Origin of the sequence: Acinetobacter sp. BMW17 (genome assembly GCF_001592855.1) — a bacterium.
Lineage (GTDB): Bacteria > Pseudomonadota > Gammaproteobacteria > Pseudomonadales > Moraxellaceae > Acinetobacter > Acinetobacter johnsonii.
The window spans coordinates 19,026-44,237 of the sequence record NZ_LSOD01000029.1 but is presented as its reverse complement, the minus strand read 5'-3'; the positions used below and the strand labels follow the sequence as shown (position 1 = coordinate 44,237).

Sequence of the window (25,212 nt, the reverse complement as noted above, 5' to 3'; positions counted from 1 at the left end):
ATGTCACAAACAACGATGCAACAGGTCATTATTACAGAGCCGGGTGGTGTGGATAAGCTGGCATATGAAACAGTGACTATCCCTGAAGCAAAAGCAGATGAGGTCTTGGTTAAGGCCCATGCATTTGGTATTAACCGTCCAGATATTTTACAGCGCCAAGGTTTATATCCGATGCCACCTGGGGTAACACAAGTACCAGGGCTTGAAGTTGCAGGTGAGGTCGTTGCAGTTGGAGCTGAAGTTACCCAGTTTAAAGTGGGTGATAAAGTTTGTGGTTTGACCAATGGTGGTGGTTATGCAGAGTATTGTGTGGTTCCGCAAAGTCAAACTTTACATATTCCAGAAAATGTAAGCTTTGTGGAAGCGGCGGCTATTCCTGAAACTTTTTTTACAGTCTGGGCGAATGTGTTCCAAATGGGTAAAGCCAAAGCAGGGGAAGTGGTGTTAATACATGGTGGAACCAGTGGTATTGGCACCACGGCGCTTATGCTATGTAAAGCATTGGGCATTAAAACCTTTGCAACCGTCGGCAGCGATGAAAAAGTACAGGCGATTGCGAATTTGACGGATGCCATCAATTATAAAACGCAAGACTTTGAACAAGTAATCAATGAGAAAACGGAAAATGCTGGTGTTGATGTCATTTTAGATATGGTGGGTGCACCGTATTTAGAAAAGAATTTGAACTTGCTACGCCGCGATGGACGTTTGGTTTATATTGCTTTTTTAGGTGGTGCAAAAGCCAAAGAGGTTAAATTGGGGCAAATTATGATGAAGCGCTTAACCATCACAGGCTCGACCATGCGTGCACGAAATACGGCTGAGAAAGCTGAGATTGCACAAGGTTTACAAAATCATGTAGCACCGCTATGGGCCAAGGGCGAGTGCTTGCCAATGATTTATCAAACTTTTGAGTTCGATCAGATTCAAGCAGCACATGCGTGCATGGATACGGGTGAGCACGTGGGTAAAGTTGTGGTAAAAATTCTGTAATATTTCTAGAGTATAAAAAGTAGAGCTGACCTAGTGTCAGCTTTTTTTGCCTAAAATTTTTCCAAAAAATAAAAATAATGTACTGAAAACAGAAAATAATTTCACAAAGATTAAAAAATGATAACTGTTCGACACAACCTGTCAAAACCGTGGTGTAAATTTTCAACTAAATTTAAACCTGACAAATTTACGTGGTTTTAAATGAAAAATAAAACAGAAAAGAGGGTTGTCATGAAAATTTTATCGACATCATATACACATGCGCATGGTTTCCGTGCGCTCAAGCGCTTGCATAAGGCTGTTATCTATAATAGTGTTTTACCTGATGAGTTACACAAGTTGTATAAAGCCTTAATTCATTTTGAGCGTTACATAGAGCGTTTAGCGCATCAGAAAACTGCAGTAAAAAAGAAGAAATCTAACAAACATTGATCGCTTTTTTTAATAAAAACATGACATAGCTTGAAAGCTGATCGTTTGTCTTTTACTTAATATTATTCAATTGCTTATATTGAATATAATGCTTAGGCATTTAACTATAAATAAAGACACAACATTGATTGTGCAGCGAGGGTAATATGAAGCGTAAAGCTTCAACACATGAACGCCTTGCGGAGCGTTTAGCAAATATTTTGACTAAATTAAATACTGGGTATCAATTGGGGGTTGCAGAACTAGCAGATGAATTTCAGGTGAGTACTCGGACAATAGAGCGAGATTTTGATCGTCTCAATACGTATTTGCCTTTACTTCAAGATGAATATACCAAGAAGTACTTTTTAGATCCTGTTTATCTTGGGCGCTTTAAGCTACAAGACATTCAAAACTTTGCACAGCTTTCTGGGATCAGTGAACTCTATCCATCTCTAGATATGTCTTTTCTACGTGGCCTGCTTGATGAGCGTGCGAATCAAGTGTTCTCTGCCAAAGGCTATTATTATGAAAATGCACAGCAATTTGCTGAACATTTTCAGGTTTTTGCGGACGCTATTCACAAGCGTCAAAAAATCAGTTTTATTTATAATGATCGTTTGCGACATGTTGAACCGTATCGATTAATTCATCATCAGGGCAGTTGGTATTTGGCCGCAGCTGTAGGTGACGAATTGCGTGCTTATCGTTTAAGTAAAATAAATCAGGTGGTTGTACATGAGTCGGAGCTTTTCGAGCACCATTTAGAAGTTTTGACCCAATTAGAACTGAGTGAGGGGATTTGGTTTGCAAAGCATAAGCAAACGGTGAAAATATCGGTTCGACCTGAAGTTGCTTTATATTTTAAGCAACGTCTGTTATTGCCAGAGCAACAAATCGTACTAGAAGATGCATCAGGTGGTTTATTAATTGATTGTCAAATTTGCCATGAAATGCAACTTTTACCTTTGGTGCGTTATTGGATTCCATACATTAAAATTATTGAGCCAGCTCATTTTCAAGAAAAATTAGAACAAGATCTGCAACATTATTTATTACAACCCTCATAGTGAGTGATAAACGAATGAAATATTACTTTTAAGAGAGTCAATGTGCTCTCTTTTTTGTGCATTGCATTATGCTTTTTCTGTAGGCATAAAAAAACCAGCTTAACGCTGGGTTCTTTATATGCACCATACTTATAAGTATAAGAATGGTGCCCGAGGCCAGACTCGAACTGGCACGCTTTGTGGGCGGGGGATTTTAAATCCCCTGTGTCTACCGATTTCACCACTCGGGCTTTAACAAGATGGAGGCGGAGGTCGGAATCGAACCGGCGTCCACGGAGTTGCAGTCCGCTGCATGACCACTCTGCCACCCCGCCGCGTCTTGTTGATGCGTATATTAGCAAGCTCTGAAAAAAAAACAATAGTGCTTTCATTCATATGCGCATAAAAACAGCATATAGCGAAAAATATTTAAAATTATCATGTATTATGTGCAAAATTGATTCATATCAACACTTGGAGATGTGCCGTGGCATTAGTTTTAGATGGTCGTGCATTGGCAAAACAAATTGAAGCTGACTTGTTAACTCGCGTTGAAGCGCTCAAAGCAAAATCAGGTCGTACCCCAATTCTTGCGACTATTTTGGTGGGTGACGATGGTGCATCTGCAACTTATGTACGTATGAAAGGAAATGCCTGCCGTCGTGTTGGTATGGACTCACTTAAAGTTGAACTGCCAAAAGAGACCACCACTGAACAATTGTTGGCTGAAATTGAAAAACTGAATGCAAATCCTGATGTTCACGGTATTTTACTTCAGCATCCAGTGCCAGAACAAATTGATGAGCGTGCATGTTTTGATGCCATCTCTCTTGCAAAAGATGTGGATGGTGTAACGTGTCTTGGTTTTGGTCGTATGGCTATGGGTGAGGCAGCATATGGTTCTGCGACGCCTGCTGGCATTATGACTATTTTGCAAGAAAACAACATCGAGATTGCTGGAAAGCATGCTGTCGTTGTAGGTCGTTCTGCAATTTTGGGTAAACCAATGGCTGCGATGCTACTTCAAGCCAATGCAACCGTAACGATCTGCCACTCACGTACTCAGAACTTAGCTGACTTTGTGAAACAAGCCGATATTATCGTGGGCGCGGTTGGTAAGGCTGAATTGATTCAAAAAGATTGGATCAAACAAGGTGCAGTGGTTGTTGATGCTGGTTTCCATCCACGTGATGGTGGTGGTGTAGGCGATATCCAATTGGTTGGTATTGAAGAAGTGGCTTCTGCGTATACGCCAGTTCCAGGTGGCGTAGGTCCAATGACGATTACCACACTAATTCGTCAAACGGTTGAAGCGGCTGAGAAAGCTTTAGGTTAATTTTTATAAGACTCTAAAATCAGTTTTATGATGGTTTTGGAGTCGTGACATCGTCATTTGCTGCTGTTCGAGGCCGGACTAAATTTGATAAAAATGTTTCTGCGAAGCAGTAAATAAATGATGACTTCAGTCGAGTTCAGCAAATGGCAATGGTTTTGCCTACTTTTGTCGAAACAAAAGTAGGTCGAACCGAAGGTTATGCATATCATGCGTCTTAATGTGTAAGACTCCGTTGTGCGTTTATTAAAAATTCTACAAATATAAAATCTCCATGAGCTGTACTTTCCAATTCCCCAAAGCCCCAGATCATTTACTTCAAGCCTTGCATGAAGTGATTCCACAGTGTGAATTGCTTGCGCAACAGCTTCCTGAAACATCTATTTCGCTGTGGCTCATTCCTCCTGTATTTCCAACCGATAAACTGGATGATGAAATCATTCGCCGTATTTGGAATGAGACGCCATATTGGATCTTTTGTTGGGCTTCAGGCCTAGCCATGGCGCAGTGGTTACTGGCAGAGCCTCATCATGTCAAAGATAAGGTGGTCTTGGATTTTGGCGCAGGTTCAGGTGTGGTGGCGATTGCAGCCAAAATAGCGGGTGCAAAACGTGTGATTTGTTGCGATATTGATGCAGTTAGTTTAGATGCTTGCCGTGCCAATGCAGAACTTAATAATGTAGAGCTAGAGTATTTGGATGACTTGTATCAATCTGAACAGGTCGATGTTCTATTGGCTGCCGATGTTTTATATGACCAATGTAATCGATTCTTTTTAGATGAATTTTTAAAGTTTGCACCTGATGTGTGGGTGGCAGATAGTCGTGTTAAAAATTTTAGTCATCCGCAATACATAAAGCTCGATGAGCGTAGTGCCACAACTTGGCCAGATCTAGATGAGTCACCAGAGTTTCGAAATGTGAGTTTTTATCGAACTTTAGAGACTTAAAAAGGGCACTAAGCCCTTTTTTATGTGTATAAGTGCTGTTAAGAACAAGTATAGCGTACAACATGTAGTGTGCTTGGGCGTGCTTCAAGTGACTCACGGGTTGCAAAGTTTTCACCTTGATGTAGGTCCGGTGTATTGCTTAAACCAAAAGTGGCACGGGTTTGACCAATTTGGCGGCCATATTCGGGAACATCCGCTGCGGTGTTAGGAGTTTCATTAATACTTAAAATCGCCAATTTATAATTCTTTTGTGAGCCTAAAACCTTTTGGCAAGCACGTTGTAATTTGTTTTCATCGAGTTGCTGATTTTTACGAGCAGCAAGCGTATAAGCAAGGGTAGCGCTCGACGCTGATTGATGTTCAATTTGATAGCCAACATTGCCATTGTATTGGCGAGGCGTGCTTTGACATGCAGATACTGCTAAAACGATACAGCTTAAGCCTAAAAGTTTATACGTATTTTTCATATAAAAAGTTCCTAACATTATTCTTGTTCTTAGTATGCCATACGCGGGTGTAATTCACGATATTTCAATCGATCAAGTTTCGGCAAAAAATTGATCAAACATAAAAAATGCCTTCATTCGCGAAGGCATTTTTTATGTTTAGTTTATTAACTTACATGCTTACTTTAAGCATCAATGATCGGTAATCATACTGTGCTTTTTGGTGTCTTTCATAAAGATGTAAGTCAGTAGAGATAAACCAATCATGAAGGTGATGTAGTAAAAGAAGTAGTTTTCATGTCCTGCGTTTTTAAAACTCAACGCTACAAGTTCTGCTGTACCACCAAAGATGGTATTGGCGATCGCATAAGGCAGGGCAACCCCTAGTGCACGAATATGCGCTGGGAAGAGCTCTGCTTTGACTACAGCATTAATTGCGGTATAACCCGTTACAATCACCATACCACTCATACATAACATAAATGCGGTTGTTGGGCTGCTGGTTGAACCTAGACCGTTGAAAATTGGAATCGTGAACAGTACACCCAATACACCAAAAGTGATCATAATTGGTTTACGACCAATTTTATCAGACAGTGCACCCACAACAGGTTGTAATAACATGAAGACAAAGATTGCTGCTGTGGTGATCTCTGTTGCTGTGGTTTTCTCAAAACCTGAGGTGTTGACTAGGTATTTTTGTAAATATGTCGTGAATGTGTTGAATGCCAGCGTTCCACCCGCAGTCAGCATAATCACAGTGAAGGCTTGCTTTGGATATTTGGTAAATAAAGCAAGTGCACTAGATTTTGGGCCACCATTTTTAGCCTGTTCTTGTGCATCTTTTGAGGATTGGGTTTCAACCAAACCACGACGAATCCAGAACACCACAATGGCAAGTACAGCACCAATGAAAAAGGGAATACGCCAGCCCCATTCAGATAACTGTGCTTCGCTCATGGTGCGTTGTAAAATGATCAATACACAAAGTGCCAAGAGCTGACCTGAAATAAGGGTCACATACTGAAAACTAGAGAAGAAACCACGATGGTTTTTGCCAGCCATTTCCGTTAAATAGGTTGCACTTGAACCGTACTCTCCACCTACACTTAAACCTTGCAATAAACGGGCAAAGAGCAATAAGGCAGGTGCGAGCATACCGACACTGGCATAGGTAGGTGCACAGGCAATAATCAAAGATCCTACACACATTAAAGATACAGACAGGGTAAGACCTGATTTACGTCCTTTACGGTCTGCATAAATGCCCATGATCCACGCGCCAATAGGACGCATCAGGAAGCCCAGTGCAAAGACGGCAGCAGCTTGTAAAAGTTTTACCGTGTCATCCCCTTCAGGGAAAAACTGTGGCGCGAAATATAAGGTAAATGCGGCATAGACATACCAGTCATACCATTCAACTAAGTTGCCAGCTGAACCACCGAGAATCGATTTTAAGCGGGTCTTTTTATCGATGCTTACTGGAGCAGCTTGGGGAGATAGATCAGTCACAAAAATTTCCCAAAGAGAAGTTCGGAAAATACATCTTTTAACTGTTTAAGTAGAAAAAGTTAAAACAATATATTTTAAGATTAAACAAAAAATTCTGTTTCGTTATACGCCCCTTATCCTTGGACTTCATTCGACTTTAGTCTAAATATTGGTATGATTTATATGCTGTTAAGTTTTTCTAATGAATATCTTTCTTTTAATGGGAAATTATCATTTTACTTATCTAAAACAAACTCTTGTGGTTTTTTAATATGTGAATAGTCAATTAAAATACAAGGGGTTATAGGGCTTTTTTATTTTATGGTGAATGTTGATTTTTAGAAAGGAAAGTGTTTTTTAGCTTGGAAATTAGTCGACTTTTCACTGAATAGTCAAAATTAAAAATTAAATTGTAAAAATAGATGCGGTTATTAATTTATTTAGAGTAACGAATTTTCTCTGATTTGACTGGCTTTGGAATATGACAAGGTTGGATTTTGATGTTAAGTTTAGCGTGAAGAACAAAAATAACACAATAACTCAATGAGAGAGGTGAATATGCAAGACACAGATGCCATTTATGATATTGCCGTTGTGGGCGCGGGCATCAATGGGGTGGGCATTGCAAATGACGCTGTAGGGCGCGGTTTAAGTGTTTTCGTCTGCGAAAAAGATGACTTAGCTAGTCATACGTCTTCAGCCAGTAGCAAGCTCATTCATGGTGGATTGCGTTATCTCGAACAAAAAGAATTTCGTTTGGTGCGTGAAGCGCTATTAGAGCGTGAAGTACTGTTAAAAAAAGCCCCACATTTGATCCATCCTATGCGTTTTATTATGCCGCATTTACCTTATTTGCGTCCTGCGTGGTTGATTCGTTCAGGCTTGTTTATCTATGACTATTTGGCAAAACGAGAAACATTAGAGGGCTCGGAGCTTGTTCATTTTAATGTCGATAGCCCGTTAAAAGACACCATTAAACGTGGTTTCGAATATTCAGACTGTACTGTAGATGACGCACGGTTAGTGGTGGTTAATGCAATCCAGGCACATGAGCTAGGAGCTCAAATTCGGACACAAACGCGATGCGTTTCTGCGGTTCAGCAGGAGGGTGTGTGGTGCCTAACGTTGGAGCATCAAAAACAACATTACCAAATTAAAGCTCGAACTTTAGTTAATGCAACGGGTGCATGGGTCACAGATTTTATTCAACAACAACTGTCCCAAACCCCAAAGGCAGGCATTCGATTAGTTCAGGGCAGTCATATTATCGTGAAGCGTTTATACCCGGAACCGCATGCGTTTATTCTACAAAATGATGATCAACGCATTGTGTTTGTAATTCCTTATTTAGATGAATACAGCCTGATTGGTACCACGGACGTAGAGTTTGAGGGCGATGCAAATCATGTCCACATTTCCGAGCAGGAAACGGCTTATTTGACTGATGTGATTAATGACCACTTCAAGCTTCAATTACAGCCAGAAGATGTAATTTCAAGCTTTGCAGGCGTAAGGGCGCTGTATGATGATGCAAGTACACAAGCCTCTAAAGTGACACGTGATTATGTACTAGCAATGTCTAAACCTGTTGCGGATGAAGCGCCATTGTTATCTGTTTATGGTGGAAAGTTAACGACATATCGAAAGTTGGCGGAAGCAGCTTTGCTACAGCTAAAACGTTATTTCCCACACATGAAGGTAGAATGGACGGCTGCGGCAAAACTCCCAGGTGCGGAAGGTTTTAGTTCAGTCGAGGTTTTATGTGCTGAGTTGATGCATGAAATCAAAGGGCTAGAGTCTCAAACAGCGCATCGTTGGGCAAACAGTTATGGTAGTCGAGTGTGGCATATGCTCGGTGAGAACAAAGATGTACAAACTTTAGGGCAGTCTTTTGGCCATGGTTTGTATCAGCAAGAAGTGGATTATGTGGTGAAACGTGAGTGGGCCATCAGCAGTGAAGATGTTTTAAAACGACGGACTAAACTGTATTTAAAATTTGATGCACTAGAAACTCAAGCTTTACACCTCTACTTGCAGGATTTACACCTGCGTCGTATGCAGGGGGATGCTGCATAGTGTGAAGTATGTGTAATGGTTACAGTTGATTTCGTTTTATTAAAAAAGCCGCTATCGCGGCTTTTTTAGATTTAAATTTCAATACCGCCGAGCTGTTTACAGTCCACAGGTGTTTTCCATTTTACAGCCGTTCCCCAAACGACTGGGCGGACAATACGCCAAGGCCAAAAGCCAAAACGTTGGCTAGCATTGTAGTTGATGACGACATTACCACCGACTTGATGTGCACGCTCAGCAAAACGCGGATAGAGTTCAACTACGCTGCCATAAGTGCCTTTAGCGACTTTGATGCGCTTTTTGATTTCAAATTGAGTTGAATCAGGTGTACCTTTGATTGCGCAAACATGAAGTGCTGGCTGAGTTGTTACTACTTCTGTTTGAGCCATGACTAAGCTTGATAGGCCCAGTAAACCAATTGTGAGTGTGAGTTTTTTAAGCATGAATTACCCCTTGATAAATTTTTGTTGAGTTATAAAGTTTTAAAATTATTAATAGATTAAAAAAAGACCGCTTACGCGGTCTTTTTTTTGGCTTAATTTAAGGATTAAGCAGATTGCTTAACAGCATCTAAAAGTTCGTTTTGGCGAGCTTTAAGAGCAGCTGGTAGGCGTTCACCAAGTTTGTCGAATAGTTCAGTATGGCTTTCAAGCTCTTTGATCCATTGATCTTTGTCTTGAGAAGTCACAAGGTCAAACTGTGCTTTAGTGAAGTCAGAACCTGTCCAGTTCAACTGTTCATAAGTTGGAACTAAACCAATTGGTGTTTCAACTGCATCAGCACGACCTTCACAACGGTCAATGATCCACTCAAGAACACGCATGTTTTGACCGAAACCAGGCCATACGAAGTTGCCTTCAGCATCACGACGGAACCAGTTCACGTTGTAGATGCCCGGAAGTTTGTTGCCCGCAGCTTTAGCTTTCGCTGCAACTTCTTCACCAAGCTCTAACCAGTGAGAGAAGTAATCCGCCATGTTGTAACCCGCAAATGGAAGCATTGCGAATGGGTCACGACGAACAATACCTTGTTGGCCAACAGCAGCAGCAGTTGTTTCAGAGCCCATAGTTGCAGCTTTGTAAACACCATCTACCCAGTCAAATGCTTCTGAAATTAGAGGCACTGTGTCCGCACGGCGACCACCAAAGATGAACGCTGAAATTGGAACACCTGCCGGATTTTCCCAGTCAGCATCAATAGAAGGACATTGACCCGCTGAAACAGTAAAGCGTGCATTTGGATGAGCTGCTTTTTCTGCGCCAGTGTGGGGTTGACCTTTCCAGTTGGTCAGGTTAGCAGGTGCTTCTTTAGAAAGACCTTCCCACCATACTTCACCGTTGTCAGTTACAGCAACGTTGGTATAAATCACGTCTTTGTGAAGTGTAGCCATACAGTTCGGGTTGGTCTTGGTATTTGTACCAGGCGCTACACCGAAGAAACCTGCTTCTGGGTTGATTGCATATAAACGACCGTCTTCACCTGGTTTGATCCAAGCAATATCGTCACCTACAGTTTCAATTTTCCAACCTTCGTAGCCTGCTGGTGGAATCAACATTGCGAAGTTTGTTTTACCACAAGCAGAAGGGAATGCCGCTGCGATGTAGTGTTTTTCGCCTTGAGGATTAGTCACACCAAGGATCAGCATGTGTTCTGCTAACCAACCTTGTTGACGACCCATAGAAGACGCAATACGTAAAGCTAAGCATTTTTTACCTAACAATGCGTTACCGCCGTAACCAGAACCGTAAGACCAGATTTCACGTGTTTCTGGGTAATGCACGATGTATTTTTCAGGGTTGCAAGGCCATGCAACATCTTTTTCGCCATCAGCAAGCGGCGCACCAACAGTATGTACGCAAGGAATAAATTCACCGTCTGTACCAAGAACGTCATAAACAGCTTTACCCATGCGAGCCATTTTAGACATGCTAACTGCTACATATGGAGAGTCAGTTAATTCGATACCAATGTGCGCAATATGAGAACCTAATGGGCCCATAGAGAACGGTACTACATATAAGGTACGACCTGCCATTGAACCGTCAAACAAACCATTTAGGCGAGCACGCATTTCAGCAGGCTCTTCCCAGTTGTTTGTTGCACCAGCATCTTCTTGTTTTTCAGAGCAGATGTAAGTACGACCTTCAACACGAGCAACGTCAGAAGGATCAGAATTAGCAAGATAAGAACCAGGATGCGTTTCTTGGTTAAGCGCTTGCATTGTGCCGTTAGCGATCATCAAGTTGATATAACGTTGATATTCTTCTTCGCTGCCGTCACACCATTCAATTTTCGCTGGTTTTGTTAATTTTGCAATTTCTTCCACCCACGCAATAAGCTTAGGGTGACGAACGAATTCTGGTGCGTTCACTTGGGTCATGGTGAGGCCTATCTCAAATATGTACACGTTTGTACAAAGTACAATCTCAGCAATAAAATTTACTGCAGAGATGAAAAGATGAAAAAAAAGTGGCTGTATTAAAGCATAATTTGATAAAAAAAATAAGACCAAAGGCGTATCTAAATTATGAACAGTTCGATGGGGTTGCTTCATTTTAACTATTAAAAAACAATAGTTTGGTTTGATTTTTTGCTTTTATTTTGTGTATTTATTATATTTATGAGGATTATTCATTTAAGATATTAGTATTAAAATCATATATTTGCATTTATTTTGTGATTAAGATTTATTATTGATTAAATAAATGGTAGTCATTTGAATTTTACATAACAAAACTGTTAAGTGTTGAATATTTGGACAAAAATAGAGCAATTACTTCAAGTTTAGGTGCAAAATGTCAGAGCAACTCAAACCTTTATCACTTATTTATAATAAAAAATCAGGTTTTCATGCCGCAAATAAAGATGAAGTATATGAGCAGTTGGTAGCCGATCTGAGTACCGCGGGTTTTGAAATACAGTCATTTGAGTTAAGTGAGTGCATGAACTTTGATCAGATGATGCAAGAGATTTTACTACGTCATCGTCAAGCGGAAAATGTAGGGGTCGTCGTTGCTGCAGGTGGCGATGGCACTTTAAATGCTGTTGCATCTAAATTGATGGGAACGGATATTCCCATGGGGATCTTGCCGCTAGGTACCTTTAACTATGTTGCGCGAGTGCTGAATATTCCGTTGGACCTATTAGATGCAGCCAAAGCCATTAGTGAAGGGCAGCCATGTTCTGTACATGTGGCACAGTTGAATCAACATATATATCTGAACAATGCCAGTTTAGGACTTTATCCTTTATTTATTCAAAAAAGAGAACAGTTTAATAAGCATTTTGGACGTTTTCCATTGCATGCGTATACCTCAGCATTGGATGTTCTCATCCGCGACCGTAAAGAGTTAAAACTTGAAGTGGAAGTCGATGGACAGCGCTATCCAGTGAAAACGCCATTGATTTTCTTTGGCAATAACCAACTTCAACTGGCTGAAATGAAACTACGTATTGCCGAGGCGGCGGAAGCAGGCAAAGTGGCGGGCGTGGTAGTAGCAAAAAGTGATAAGCGGACTTTGTTCAAGACCTTATGGCAGCTGATTAAAGGCAATTTGGATCAGGCTTCCGATGTCTATAGCTTTGCAGCAGATGAAGTGATTGTTCATTCAAAGCGCAATAAGCTCACGGTTGCGGTAGATGGAGAAATTGTCACGATGACACCACCGCTGAAAATTACAGTAAGTAAGCATGCGCTGAATGTCATGGTTCCCGCATGATTTTACATTTGTCGGATTTACATTTTGGGACCGAACGCGAAGCCTGTTTGCAGGCCATTCGTCAGTTATGTGAGGAACACCCTTTTGAAGCAGTGGTGGTCAGTGGGGACTTGACCCAACGTGCACGGTTTATTCAGTTTTATGCTTGTCGGCAGTTTTTAGACAGTTTAAAGCTGCCGTATTTGGTGGTGCCGGGGAATCATGATATTCCGCTGTACCATGTGTGGAATCGTTTTTTTAGCCCCTTTGCACGTTATCAGCTGTTTTTTGGGGGGATGGAAAACACGTTGGAAACTGAACACTTTTATGTCATTGGGGTGAATAGTATTCGTCGGCGTTACCACACGCGAGGGCATATTTCACTGAGCCAAATTCAAGAGATTGACCTGAAGTTGCAGCAAGCACCTGTACACAAAATTAAACTGATCGCCGCACATCAGCCTTTTTATACTCCGCCAGACCATAGTCATGGTGTGAAAGACTGTCCAATGCTTGGTCGTATTGCGTTGGAGCAATGGAGCCAGCATGGTTTAAATGGACTCTTACATGGGCATCTACACCATGCTGCCGTTTATGATTTAAATCAGATTTATCAACTTGGGGTATCGCATCCGGTGCTGGATATTCATGCAGGAACGGCAACGTCTTATCGTTTACATGCGGGCCTGCCCAATAGCTTGAATATTATTTTGCCGAATGCTGATGTACAACATTTGAGCTTTAACGCTGCAACCAATCGCTTCGAGTTGATGCAGCAAAATACGTCAGATTGAATTGAGTGTTTAAACTTTGATGAGGTTTGCTTAAAAAGAGCGCAAAAATATAAAAATATTTTGTGTTTGCCCTTGAAGCGTTTTATTCCATCCCCACAAAAGTGTCATATCAAAATTTTGTTGATGACCTAGGAATAAGAAGTCATCTTCACATCGTAAACAATGGCATTTTGAAAATGTCTATGGAGCTAGAAATGAGCAAAATTCGTCCTTTACATGACAACGTTGTGATTCGCCGCGTAGAAAAGGAAACTAAAACTGCGGGTGGTTTAATTTTGAGTACTTCTGCTGCTGAACAGCCAGCTCAAGGTGAAATTATTGCAGTAGGTAATGGCAAAATTACAGACAATGGCATTCGTGCTTTAGATGTAAAAGTGGGCGACAATGTACTGTTTGGTGCATATGCAGGCACTAAAGTTAAAGTTGAAGGCGAAGAACTTCTTGTGATGAAAGAGTCTGATATTTTAGCGGTTCTTGAAGGTTAGTTCAGAACGTTCATTTGCTGTTTAAGCAATACAATTGATTAAAATTTAAGAATATTTGGAGTTTAGTATGTCAGCTAAAGACGTAAAATTTGGTGATTCAGCTCGTTCTAAAATGATTGCAGGCGTAAACGTGCTTGCAGATGCTGTAAAAGTAACTTTAGGTCCTAAAGGCCGTAATGTTGTGATCGACCGTTCTTTCGGTGCGCCGCACATCACTAAAGATGGTGTAACGGTTGCGAAAGAAATTTCTCTAAAAGACAAATTTGAGAACATGGGCGCTCAATTGGTTCGTGAAGTATCTTCTAAAACCAATGACATCGCTGGTGACGGTACAACAACTGCAACTGTACTAGCTCAAGCAATTTTAAATGAAGGCATCAAGTCTGTAACAGCGGGCATGAACCCAATGGACTTGAAACGCGGTATTGATCTGGCTGTTAAAGCATTGGTTGCTGAAATTAAAGCAACAGCAAAACCTGCTTCTGATACTAAAGCGATTGAACAAGTCGGTTCAATCTCTGCAAACTCTGACGAAACTGTAGGTAAACTCATTGCACAAGCAATGGAACGCGTAGGTAAAGAAGGCGTGATTACCGTTGAAGAAGGTTCAGGCTTTGAAGATGCTTTGGACGTTGTTGAAGGTATGCAGTTTGACCGTGGTTATATCAGCCCATACTTTGCAAACAAACAAGACACATTAACGGCTGAACTTGAAAATCCGTTCATCTTGCTTGTTGACAAAAAAATCAGCAACATCCGTGAATTAATTACTGTACTTGAAGCTGTAGCTAAAACAGGTAAACCACTTTTAATCATCGCTGAAGATGTTGAAGGTGAGGCCTTAGCTACACTTGTTGTTAACAACATGCGCGGAATTATCAAAGTATGTGCGGTTAAAGCACCTGGTTTTGGTGACCGTCGTAAAGCAATGCTTCAAGATATCGCAATCTTGACGGGCGCGACTGTAATTTCTGAAGAAGTAGGCATGACTTTAGAACAAGCTTCTCTTCAAGACTTAGGTACTGCGCACAAAATCACTGTGTCTAAAGAGAATACTGTGATTGTTGACGGTGCTGGTGATGCAGCTCAAATTGCTGAACGTGTTACGCAAATCCGCGCGCAAATTGAAGAATCATCTTCTGAATACGATAAAGAAAAACTTCAAGAACGTGTTGCTAAATTAGCAGGTGGTGTGGCTGTGATCAAAATTGGTGCAGCGACTGAAGTTGAAATGAAAGAGAAGAAAGACCGTGTGGACGATGCGCTTCATGCAACACGTGCTGCTGTTGAAGAAGGTGTGGTTGCTGGTGGTGGTGTTGCACTGGTACGTGCTGCAGCTGCACTTGACGGTGTAAATGGTGCGAATGACGACCAAAACGTAGGTATTAACATTTTACGTCGTGCGATTGAAGCGCCACTTCGTCAAATCGTTGCCAATGCGGGTGATGAGCCTTCAGTTGTGATCAATGCTGTGAAAAATGGTGAAGGTAACTTCGGTTATAACGCTGCTACTTCTGAGTATGGTGACATGCTAGAAATGGGTATTCTTGACCCTGCGAAAGTAACGCGTTCTGCACTTGAGCATGCTGCATCTGTAGCTGGTTTAATGTTGACAACTGAATGTATGATTACTGACGTTCCAGAAGATAAGCCTGCAATGCCTGATATGGGCGGCATGGGTGGTATGGGCGGAATGATGTAATCTGCACCATATTATTTTAGATGTAAAAAGGCCGCTTAAATGCGGCCTTTTTATTATTTGTAGATGTTGGATTAGTTTGGCTCATAATGTTCAAGTGGTTTAGTTAGGCTGTTTAATTAAAATAATTGATTTTTTAGCCATTTTTTAATCTGAATAAATTTTAAGTATTATCATACTTTGATCGTAATATTATGGTTCTATTTATTGATCATTTATATTTAACATTTTATTGATAAGTTATTGAAGCAAAATACATATTAAGTTTTTTTATTGCTGTGTTTGTGCATTTTTTCGGATTTATTTATGGCTATCTAAGCCATTTTAATATTATTTGATTGCACTGTTTTAGGAATATAATCAAATAGATTAACAATAAAAAACATAAATTATCATTCAAATATGGAAGTAACTAGATTAGAATTCGGGCCAATTTGTATAAATGACCACATTCTAAAATTAAATAATAAATCGCTTATGTCTAACAATATTTATGCTGCATTAGAGCAACTTGGACTGATAGCACAGAAACGTGCGATCCATGTGCAATTCTCAAATACGTCTCTAAATAATCAAGTTTTCCTACAACGTATTGATGGGATGCATAGCCTTAATGAGGGGGCTCATCTACAATTGATTTGTCTTTCAACCAACTCTCAAATTCCATTAAAACAATTTATTGGGTGCCAAACTGCTGTTGATATTGTCACAGACAAATCTGAGTTAACTCGTGTTTCAGGTATTGTGGCCCAAGCAGATATAGGTGCGAGTGATGGTTCTCTTACAATCTATCGTTTGACTGTCAAAGATTCTACAGCCTTATGGAACCATCGTCGTAATAGTCGCGTGTTTATGAATAAGTCGGCTGTGGACGTGATCCAAATCGTGTTTCAAGAATGGGTGCAACGTAGTGCGCTCTTCGCTTTAAGTTTGACTTTGGATAAAAGCGGCTTAACCAAAGATTATGATGTTCGTCCATTTATTATGCAGGCCTCGGAAAGCGATTTTGACTTTCTGACTCGGTTGATGAGAAGTGAAGGTATTAACTGGTTGATCGATGAAGCACAGCTTAAAGTGCTTAGTTCTAGTGAACAGATCCAGCCGCAAAGGTTAAGGTTAATTGATGATAATTCGCAATTTAACGTCCTAGACCGTCGCAGTATCCGCTTTCATCGCAGTAGTGCCGTAGAAAAAAACGATTCTATTACTCATTTTGTAAGTCAGCGTTCAATCCAACCGACTTCTGTACATGTACAACGTTGGCAAGCCGATGTGTTAGCAACTGAAGAAGGTGCGGGAAGTGTTCAAAGCAAGCATAACCATAGTGAAAATTATGACAATGCCAGTTTAGGTTTGGAGCAGGCATGGCACTTTAGCCCTGCATGGATACAGGACTTAAATGGTGAAGATGGTGCGACCAAATCAGGCAATAGTCAGATTGAAAAGTTTAATCAAACCTTAAGTCACTACTACAATGTACAAGCTAAACAATTTAGAGCAACCTCTACAGTACGTGATGCACATGTGGGTTACTGGTTTGAGTTCAATGAACACCCCGAAATAGACCAACATGCAGATGCAGACAAACAGTTTCTAATCACTGCTAAGGCTTTTCACAACCAAAATAACTTACCTAAAGACCTTAATGATCAAGTAGGTGCCTTACTTCAACAAAGTAATTGGCAAGCAAGCAAAATTCCAATTAATAAGATAGACGAACGCCAAGCCAACATACTTACGCTTCAGCGACGTAACATCGTTACTGTTCCAGAATACAACCCGCTACAACATAGACCGATAGCATCACCACAACGTGCCAAAGTTGTTGGCCCAACTGGAGAAGAAATCTATGTTGATGAATGGGGACGCATCAAAGTTCGATTCCTATTTACTCGTAACGAAGATAACACCCATGATGGTGGTGCTGGTTCCAATGATAACGATACGGATTCTGCTTGGGTAGATGTACTGACCCCATGGGCAGGTGAGAGCTATGGGGCAAGATTCCTACCACGCATTGGTGAGATCGTGATCATTGATTTCTTTGATGGTAATATCGACCGACCATTTGTGGTGGGACGTATCCATGAAGCACAACGCCATCCAACCAAGTTCGACAACAAAGGTAAACTACCTGATACTAAAAAGTTGGCAGGGATAAAAAGTAAAGAATATCAGGGCAGTGGATACAATCAACTTAGGTTTGACGATACGACAGGGCAAATCAGCAGCCAGTTACAGAGTAGTCATGGCGCTAGCCAACTCAACTTGGGCAAACTGAGTCACCCAAAAGACAAAGCTGAAAGTGATGATCGTGGTGAAGGCTTTGAGCTTCGTACTGACCAATGGGGAGCAGTACGTGCAGGACAGGGCTTACTACTTTCGACCTACAAACAAGATCAAGCCAAAGGTGAACATTTAGATAGTGAGATTGCCAAAAAGCAACTTGAAGGCAGCCAGACCAATAGTAAAGCCTTAAGTGATATTGCCAAGAATCAAAAGACCGATGAAATTGAATCGATTGAGCAACTAAAAGCTTTTGCCGAAGAAATTGAAAAAGATGTTGCCAAGTATAAAAAAGCCATCATGTTACTCAGTTCTGTTGATGGGATCGCCTTAAGTACCCCTGAAGATATCCATCTTTCAGCCACAGGTATTATCAACCATACTGCGGGCGATAGTATTAACCTCAGTACCCAAAAGAATCTTTTGGGACAAGCTTTAGGCAAAGTGAGTCTATTTGCTGCACAAGGTGGCATTAAAGCCATTGCCGCGCAAAGTAAAGTTGAAATTCAAGCACAGTCAGATGCTTTAGATGTATTTGCTAAATTGGGAATTACCATCTCGTCTACAGAAGATCGGATAGAAATCAGTAGTCCGAAAGAAGTTTTGATTACGGGTGGCTCATCGCAGATTGCCTTGAATGGCTCAGGAATTTTTCCAAAAACGGGTGGGAAATTTGAGGTTAATGCTGGACAACATATGTTTAAGCCGAGTTCCAGCGTCAGTAAATCAGCGCAATTGCCTGCATCGAATCCACTTAAAGGTGCACTCGACTTACTAAAAAGTTACGGTGGACAAGACTTCTTTAAGCAGACTGGCTTTAAAGTAATTGATTCATTTGGGAAACAAGTTTCAGGAAAATTAGATAGTAATGGCTTTGCACAAGTGACGGGTATTGCTCCAGGGCCAGCCAAAGTCGAATTTGAAACTGATCCGCGGAGTGCATGGGATAAAGCAAGTCATTTTAATCGTGATTATACTTGGTCAGAAGAAGTGGTCGGTGGTGCCACAAGTTTTGCGCAAAATGCATTAAACTCAGTGGGACAAAATATAATGTCCCAACTCAAAAATAATTTATTCTCTTTGAATGCTGACTCATTGAAAGATATGGGAAAAAATTCTTTAAAAGATTTAGGTACGCAAAGCTTAGGATCGTTTAAAGACCAATTTACTCAAAGTGCATTAGGTTCAGTCTCTTCAGCATTGAATTTAAATTTATCTCCGTCACAGATGATGAACATGGGGCAGATGATTGCCAATCCAAGTCAGTCTTTACAAAGTATCCAAGACCAAGCATCAGCATTGTTTACTCAACAGACCAGTGGTTTAGTTTCTAATTTAACTACTGGAACAGGGTTTGGATCATCACTGGGGCAAGGCTTTGTTGCAGAGTCATTGGGTTCTGCTCACAATGAGTTGGATGAGTCAGTCAAAGTGGTTGATGAGGTTATTAAAAAAGATGAATGTTCTTCACGATTCCTAACCTATAGCATTACCAGCCGAAAAGGTGGGGCATCTGTATCGTAATCATCAACGACTCCACAAAGTATGCTTCATCATATGAATCAAACTTCCTCGGCTTTGGCACAGCATATTCCACGGCCTGCAAAAAACGCGGTCTATTTATAACATGGATAAAAATGTCCTACAGATGGATTTGGATCAATCCTGTTATATCGCTACACAAGAACCTGTACGGAAATGATAGTTGAAGAATCTGATGTATATAACGTGTGAAACAAATAATTTAACATTTTTAAAATTTTCATTGATTGAAATTAGATTAAAAATTAGAACGTATTAAGGTTAAGTTTATGGCATTTATAGACAGTAAAAATCAGACCACAGGGTCAAATACCCAGCAACAATCAGCTGCTAAAGAGACTAAGCCAGCAGTTGAGTTGGCCGTATTTAACTTATCCAGCGTGACACATACCGAAGACCATAAGTTTATCGCGCACCAAATTCAAAATTATTTACACGCTTGCGGAAATACCAGCTTAGAACAGATAAAAGCGAGCGCCAATGTAGCGACAGTTGCTAATATCTTTGCTTTATCAGGTAGTGTTTTAGACCTTGTTTTATTTGCCACAGAACCCAAACAAGCTGAAGCGGGCGTACAACAAGCAGCTCTACTGAGCATGAATTTAATCGGTTTATTTTTACAACCGAATACAGAAGCACATGTGCGTATGGCTTTACGTCCAATGCTGGGTTTAATGGCAGAATGTTTATATCCAACCAATGGCAAAATCAAAGAAGCTGATTTACGTCGTATGCAGCTACACTTAAATGCGCAGATGGCAGGTGATTTAGAAAAATTCCTACAAGAAACACAAGGTAAATTATCAGGTTTATTGTCTAGTGCAACGACACTGGGGACTTCAATTCTCCAAGCTTTTAGTAGCAGTGCTGTAGTTGGATTGCCCAGCGTTACTTCAGCAGGGGCAACAGCTGAAAAACGTGACCCAAGCAAACAGTTTAGCAACTGGGCACAGCCATTGATTGATTTGTTGGGTGCGCCTGCACAAGCAGATATGACAGCAAAGTTGAGTCCAGACTTAAAAACACGATTAGACTTAGAATCTACTAAAGCAATATCTGTGCTTGCTACGGCGATTCAACAACAAAGTAATGCAGGAACTCAATATAGCCTTGCTTGGTTGATTCAAGAAACACTGAAAGCAATACAAACACAAGATAAAAAAGCCACAGCCAGTGTGCCGTTAAACCAAACGGGTGAATATGAGCAGCATATCAATGGTGATATTTTAGAATTTGTGACCTTACAGCCTGATGCATTAAATGCTCCCCCATGTGATGGAGCCGACTCGCAAACAGGGCGTAGTATTAGTTATGCTATTGGGGCAGAGAGAATTAATCACTTAGATTTCTATTTGGCAAAGGTAGATTTTGCATTTCACCGCCAATACAATTCGCAAATGGACGAGTTTGATCACAGCATGATCGGGGCACGTTGGATGATGCCTTTTTCCAATGTAATGATCCAAAATGCACAAGGTTACTTATTTATTGATGGTAAAGGGCGTAAACATCAATTGCCATCCTCCATTCGCTATGAGGCTTATAGTGTTCCTTTTGAAGGTTTTACGGTTACGCCTCATGAAGATAATGATTTATTACTGAATTTTGGTTCAGCATGGAATTTCCATTTCCATAGTTTTAATGGCGGAAAGCATTATCATGTTGTTCAACAGTTTAATGATAAAACTGATGAAAAGGTTGTTCTAACTTATTTATTATTTGAACAGTTTGCTTATTTACAAGCTATTGATTTCCAATTGAAGCGTGCTAAACACGTACTCAAGTTTGCTTTTAATGAACAAGCCAAAGTGATTGCGGCTTTTGTCGATGATCAGGCGGAAGCTTTGGCACGTTATGAATATGATACACAGGGCAATCTGATCAAAGCCATTGATCAAAATGGACATACACGAAGTTATGAATATAACGAAACTCACCAGTTAACCCGCTATACAGACCGCACAGGGCGGGGGCAAAATATCCGTTATGAATCGACGGCAGCTAAAGCTAAAGCTGTTGCAGAATGGGCAGATGATGGCAGTTTTAAAACCCGATTAGAGTGGCATCCACGTTTGCGCCAAGTAGCAGTATATGATGCTTATGATGTTCCGACCTATTATTATTTTGATTTAGATGGTTTTACCTACCGCACCCGTTTAGCTGACGGGCGAGAGACATGGTTGTCTCGTAATGGACAAAAGCGTATTACCCGTCAGATTGATTTCGCAGGTTTTGAAACAGAGCAAATCTATAACAATCAGGGTCAAATCATTAAAATTGTCCAGCCGAATGGTGGAATTATCCTTTTTGCTTATGATGAAAAGGGTAACTTAATCGAAATCAAAGACCCAGAAGGCAATATTTGGAAACAAGAATATGATGTTCATGGCAATGTCAGCAAGGAAATTAATCCTTTAGGACAAACGACACAATATAAATATAATAGTAACAATCAATTGGTTGAAGTGACCGATGCCAAAGGAAGTTCCAAGAAAATCCAATATAACGATTTGGGGCAGGTGGTTTCCTATACCGATTGTTCAGGGAAAAATAGCGCATGGCAATATGATGATGAAGGCACGCTGATCGCCCAAGAATCTGCCGATAGCCAAAAAGTTCAATATATTTACAGCACGCAAGGTAAAGACAAAGGGCAGTTACAAGCGATCATTTATCCTGATGGTTTAACTGAACAATTTGAACATGATGAAGAAGGACGCTTACTTAAACATATTGATAGCAAAGGACAAGCTACCCAATACAAATACAATCAAGTGGGTTTACTTGAGCAACGCATAGATGCCAATCATCATCAAATTACTTACCAATGGGACAAACTTGGACGTATTGAAAAGCTGATTAATCAAAATCATGCTGAATATGTATTTGACTATAATCGCTATGGACAATTGATCCGAGAACAAGCGTTTGATGGTGAAGAAAAATACTATAGCTATACTGATAATGGGCAATTATTCCAAATCCGTCAGCCCAATATTTTGACCCAATTTGGCTACCATGCAGACGGGTCGATTGCGACAAAAACCTATACTCATATCCACACACGACATAGTCAAACAGAAGCATTTGAATACAACTTGAATCACCAACTGAGCCAAGTTAAAAATGCAGAAAGTCAGATAGATTTCTATCGAAACCCAATTGGATTGATTGTTCGAGAACATCAACACTATAAAATACCTAAGCGAACAGCGCTGACTGCAGTGTTACGTTATGACTATGATGAATTGGGAAATCTGATCAAAACCATCCGACCAGATGGGCAAGTTCAAGCCAATTTAAGCTATGGTTTAGGGCATATTTATGGCATTGCTTTTAACCAACAAGACATGGTGGCATTTCAACGAGATGATTTACACCGTGAAACGACACGTCGGCTTGCCAATGGATTAATACAAAGCAAGCGCTATAACGATGTTGGCTTACTCAGCTCACAAATGATTGTGGTTGAAGACTCAACAACAGACCTATCTCAACTACAAACGCCAAAATACCAAGCAGAACGACATTATCACTACGATAAAAACTATTTATTAACGCAAATTGAAGATAGTCGTTTAGGAAAATTGAATTATCAATACGATCCGATAGGACGTCTTATCAAAACCCAAAGTGCACATCAAACTGAAAGCTTTAGTTTTGACCCTGCAGGTAACTTGATAGACCCGATTGCAACCCAAGAATCACAAGTCAAAAATAACCTGATTAAACACTTTCAAGGCAAATACTATAAATATGATGCACAGGGCAACGTGGTAGAAACCACGCAAGCAGGTAAAACCCTAAAGCTGACTTGGGATAATTTAAACCGACTGATTCAAAGCGATCACAATGGTCAAATTACCGAGTATGGCTATGATGTATTTGGAAGACGTTTATATAAAAATGATCAGCAAAATAGCAGCCTGACGTTGTTTGGTTGGGATGGTGATTTAATGATTTGGGAATCGCAACACAACCAAGGAAATCCAAGCCATTCAAAAAATCAGAATCATTCAAGTCCACAAGACTACACCAAGCACTATGTGTATGAACCGAATAGCTTTGTACCATTACTACAAACAGGTTATGCAGGTTTTATACAACTGATAAAAACGCCTGATTATCAACAAGATCAACATGTTCCCTATTCAATTTATAAAGATCCTGTCTGGAACACGGACAGCAGAAAGAAAAAAGCAGCATTAGAGCGAGTCACGTTTTATCACTGCGACCAAGTGGGCACACCGCAGACACTCAGTAATGAACGTGGCGAATGTGTATGGGAAATGACACAGGATACATGGGGAACGGCTTTAGCGATCAAGGCTTCAGACAACTTACTTGAACAAACCAACTTGAGATTCCAAGGTCAGTATTACGATAGTGAAACAGGCTTACATTATAACCGTTATCGATATTATGAACCGTTTAGTGCAAGGTATCTAAGCAAGGATCCGATTGATCTCTATGCAAGTCTTAACCATCATGCTTATGTGATTAATCCAACTTTATGGGTTGATGAGCTTGGTTTATCTCCGACCTATGGTGGACAGCTTATAGGATTAAGTCCGCAAGCTTCAGCTAATTTAGAGTATCAAGCATATAGAAATTATGATTGTTGGATGAAGACTGGGAATGTCTGTAGATTAGAGGCAGCACCTTTATTTGATTATGTTTATTGTTCAGGTGGTGTTGGGCCACTCGCTTATGCAGAAATTACTAATTTACATAATGGTAAAGTTTTTCAAGTTGGTGCTGCGTCACGACCAGATGTAAAAGGAGCTAAGGCAATTGGAAGAAATGCAATTGCGGTAATAGATGGTAGTAAGAAAATAGGCGCTGCTGATCTTTCTAAATTAAAAGGTAAGTTTTCTGCGAGTTGTATGGCTGGTTATATTTTTAATAAGCCAGAAGGTAGGGGGGATGATCAAAGTACAGATAGTTTCCTTACAGGGTTAGCAGGTAGTGCAAGTGGCGGAATGTGGGGTATACGCGCTGGCGTAGTACTACCTATTGATACAAGTTCAACATCTGCTAGTGAAAAAATTAAAGCTTATTTTTCATCTAAAACAATGAAAGGTTTGGAGGTGGGTGTTGGAACACCTGGTGCAGATTTCAATTTTGGATATGGTGTTGATGCTCAAGGTCGCTCTCTTACAGAAAAAATTAGGGATTAAATATGAAAATCAGAAGTTTAAGTTTTTGTATATGCATTATTATCACTTTAATGGGATGTAGTAATAATAAAATTCATGATGAACCATCAGATAAATACCCGTTTGATGAAAAAATGAAAACTGTTTTAGGTGAAAATTTAGAAGTTGTTAACTCATTAAATAGAGCAGAAGTTCAATTAGCGTATGTCGAGTTACCAGCAAACTCTATAAAGACTAAGAAAATAATAAAGTTGTTGGGAGATGATGGGTGGATACTGAAAGGAAGTGGAGTGAGTGTCGATACATATTGTCTGGATACAAAAAATAGCATAAATATAGCTAGCCCAATATCATTTAATGCGACTGATTTTAAAGGAAATAAGGTTAGAGTTACAAAAACGGATGTAGATATAATTTCTTATAGCTATAACAAGTGGGGGGATGAACTTTGTGAGTAATTGAGTTCATTCTAAATTTTTTGCATGCTTTTTTGAGTGAAATAAATAATGCTTCCGCTTTAAGCCGTAGAAGCATTGATTTTATGTTGCCTATTTCTATATCTCAAGGCAAAACTTAGTCCAAGTAATCATTTAGTTGTCTTTTGGGAAGTCAAATTTGGATATACGAGTGGTTATGATGTCATGCATGCTTCACTTCATAAATTAGGCTGGACTCCTAAATGGTAAAAGCCTACTTTACATTTGAAACGATAAAGGTTTGGAGGTAGGTGTTTGAACTCCTAGTGAGGATTTTAATTTTGGCTACGGTATTGAAGCTCAAGGCGGCTTTGTTGCACAAAGATTT

The 25,212-nt window shown here is 40.3% G+C and carries 17 protein-coding genes and 2 tRNA genes; 13 read left to right on the top strand and 6 right to left on the bottom strand.

Translation table 11 applies throughout. The features are described from left to right. The 3 genes from AXW61_RS09295 (at nt 1) to AXW61_RS09285 (ending at nt 2,474) form a co-directional block, all read left to right on the top strand. Nucleotides 1–993 (top strand): NAD(P)H-quinone oxidoreductase, encoded by a 993-nt coding sequence (locus tag AXW61_RS09295; protein ID WP_062034103.1) that lies wholly within the window; start codon nt 1–3, stop codon nt 991–993. Between the two features lie 231 nt (nt 994–1,224). Then, on the top strand, nt 1,225–1,425 hold the full coding sequence (locus AXW61_RS09290; RefSeq protein ID WP_062034102.1) for a hypothetical protein: 201 nt from the start codon (nt 1,225–1,227) through the stop codon (nt 1,423–1,425). A 146-nt stretch (nt 1,426–1,571) separates the two neighbouring features. Continuing rightward, a complete protein-coding gene (locus AXW61_RS09285) occupies nt 1,572–2,474 on the top strand; it encodes a WYL domain-containing protein (protein WP_062034101.1) in 903 nt (300 codons plus the stop codon). A gap of 144 nt (nt 2,475–2,618) precedes the next feature. Here AXW61_RS09285 and AXW61_RS09280 read toward each other — a convergent pair. Then, nucleotides 2,619–2,704, bottom strand: a tRNA-Leu gene (locus tag AXW61_RS09280). A gap of 10 nt (nt 2,705–2,714) precedes the next feature. Further along, nucleotides 2,715–2,788 (bottom strand) — tRNA-Cys (locus AXW61_RS09275). A 152-nt stretch (nt 2,789–2,940) separates the two neighbouring features. Between AXW61_RS09275 and folD the strand changes: the two genes are divergently transcribed. Both folD and AXW61_RS09265 read left to right on the top strand, forming a co-directional pair. Beyond that, nucleotides 2,941–3,789: a bifunctional methylenetetrahydrofolate dehydrogenase/methenyltetrahydrofolate cyclohydrolase FolD gene (gene folD / locus AXW61_RS09270; RefSeq protein ID WP_010326278.1), complete on the top strand. Its 849-nt coding sequence runs from the start codon at nt 2,941–2,943 to the stop codon at nt 3,787–3,789. Between the two features lie 271 nt (nt 3,790–4,060). Beyond that, a complete protein-coding gene (locus AXW61_RS09265) occupies nt 4,061–4,735 on the top strand; it encodes a 50S ribosomal protein L11 methyltransferase (protein WP_062034100.1) in 675 nt (224 codons plus the stop codon). 38 nt (nt 4,736–4,773) lie between these two features. On the opposite strand, the gene AXW61_RS09260 is transcribed toward AXW61_RS09265, so the two are convergent. Both AXW61_RS09260 and AXW61_RS09255 read right to left on the bottom strand, forming a co-directional pair. Further along, nucleotides 4,774–5,202: a hypothetical protein gene (locus tag AXW61_RS09260; protein ID WP_062034099.1), complete on the bottom strand. Its 429-nt coding sequence runs from the start codon at nt 5,200–5,202 to the stop codon at nt 4,774–4,776. Nucleotides 5,203–5,373: 171 nt separating this feature from the next. Next, a complete protein-coding gene (locus AXW61_RS09255) occupies nt 5,374–6,693 on the bottom strand; it encodes an MFS transporter (protein WP_062034098.1) in 1,320 nt (439 codons plus the stop codon). Nucleotides 6,694–7,230: 537 nt separating this feature from the next. Between AXW61_RS09255 and glpD the strand changes: the two genes are divergently transcribed. After that, nucleotides 7,231–8,748 (top strand): glycerol-3-phosphate dehydrogenase, encoded by a 1,518-nt coding sequence (gene glpD, locus AXW61_RS09250; protein WP_062034097.1) that lies wholly within the window; start codon nt 7,231–7,233, stop codon nt 8,746–8,748. A gap of 71 nt (nt 8,749–8,819) precedes the next feature. On the opposite strand, the gene AXW61_RS09245 is transcribed toward glpD, so the two are convergent. Continuing rightward, entirely contained in the window at nt 8,820–9,188 is a 369-nt protein-coding gene (locus AXW61_RS09245; protein WP_062034096.1) for a hypothetical protein, read from the bottom strand. A 104-nt stretch (nt 9,189–9,292) separates the two neighbouring features. Continuing rightward, nucleotides 9,293–11,125: a phosphoenolpyruvate carboxykinase (GTP) gene (locus AXW61_RS09240; RefSeq protein WP_062034095.1), complete on the bottom strand. Its 1,833-nt coding sequence runs from the start codon at nt 11,123–11,125 to the stop codon at nt 9,293–9,295. 415 nt (nt 11,126–11,540) lie between these two features. Between AXW61_RS09240 and AXW61_RS09235 the strand changes: the two genes are divergently transcribed. The 7 genes from AXW61_RS09235 (at nt 11,541) to AXW61_RS09205 (ending at nt 24,866) form a co-directional block, all read left to right on the top strand. After that, on the top strand, nt 11,541–12,464 hold the full coding sequence (locus AXW61_RS09235; protein WP_062034094.1) for a diacylglycerol kinase family protein: 924 nt from the start codon (nt 11,541–11,543) through the stop codon (nt 12,462–12,464). Continuing rightward, complete coding sequence (locus tag AXW61_RS09230) at nt 12,461–13,237, top strand: metallophosphoesterase (RefSeq protein ID WP_062034093.1); 777 nt, start codon at nt 12,461–12,463, stop codon at nt 13,235–13,237. The genes AXW61_RS09235 and AXW61_RS09230 overlap by 4 nt, the downstream gene beginning before the upstream one ends. Nucleotides 13,238–13,431: 194 nt before the next feature. After that, nucleotides 13,432–13,722: a co-chaperone GroES gene (locus tag AXW61_RS09225; protein ID WP_004694333.1), complete on the top strand. Its 291-nt coding sequence runs from the start codon at nt 13,432–13,434 to the stop codon at nt 13,720–13,722. A gap of 67 nt (nt 13,723–13,789) precedes the next feature. After that, entirely contained in the window at nt 13,790–15,424 is a 1,635-nt protein-coding gene (gene groL / locus AXW61_RS09220) for a chaperonin GroEL (RefSeq protein WP_004694331.1), read from the top strand. A gap of 474 nt (nt 15,425–15,898) precedes the next feature. Further along, nucleotides 15,899–19,231 (top strand): type VI secretion system Vgr family protein, encoded by a 3,333-nt coding sequence (locus AXW61_RS09215; protein WP_240487453.1) that lies wholly within the window; start codon nt 15,899–15,901, stop codon nt 19,229–19,231. A gap of 287 nt (nt 19,232–19,518) precedes the next feature. Continuing rightward, complete coding sequence (locus tag AXW61_RS09210) at nt 19,519–24,429, top strand: RHS repeat-associated core domain-containing protein (protein WP_062034092.1); 4,911 nt, start codon at nt 19,519–19,521, stop codon at nt 24,427–24,429. Between the two features lie 2 nt (nt 24,430–24,431). Continuing rightward, entirely contained in the window at nt 24,432–24,866 is a 435-nt protein-coding gene (locus tag AXW61_RS09205) for a hypothetical protein (protein ID WP_062034091.1), read from the top strand. Nucleotides 24,867–25,212 lie beyond the last annotated feature (346 nt).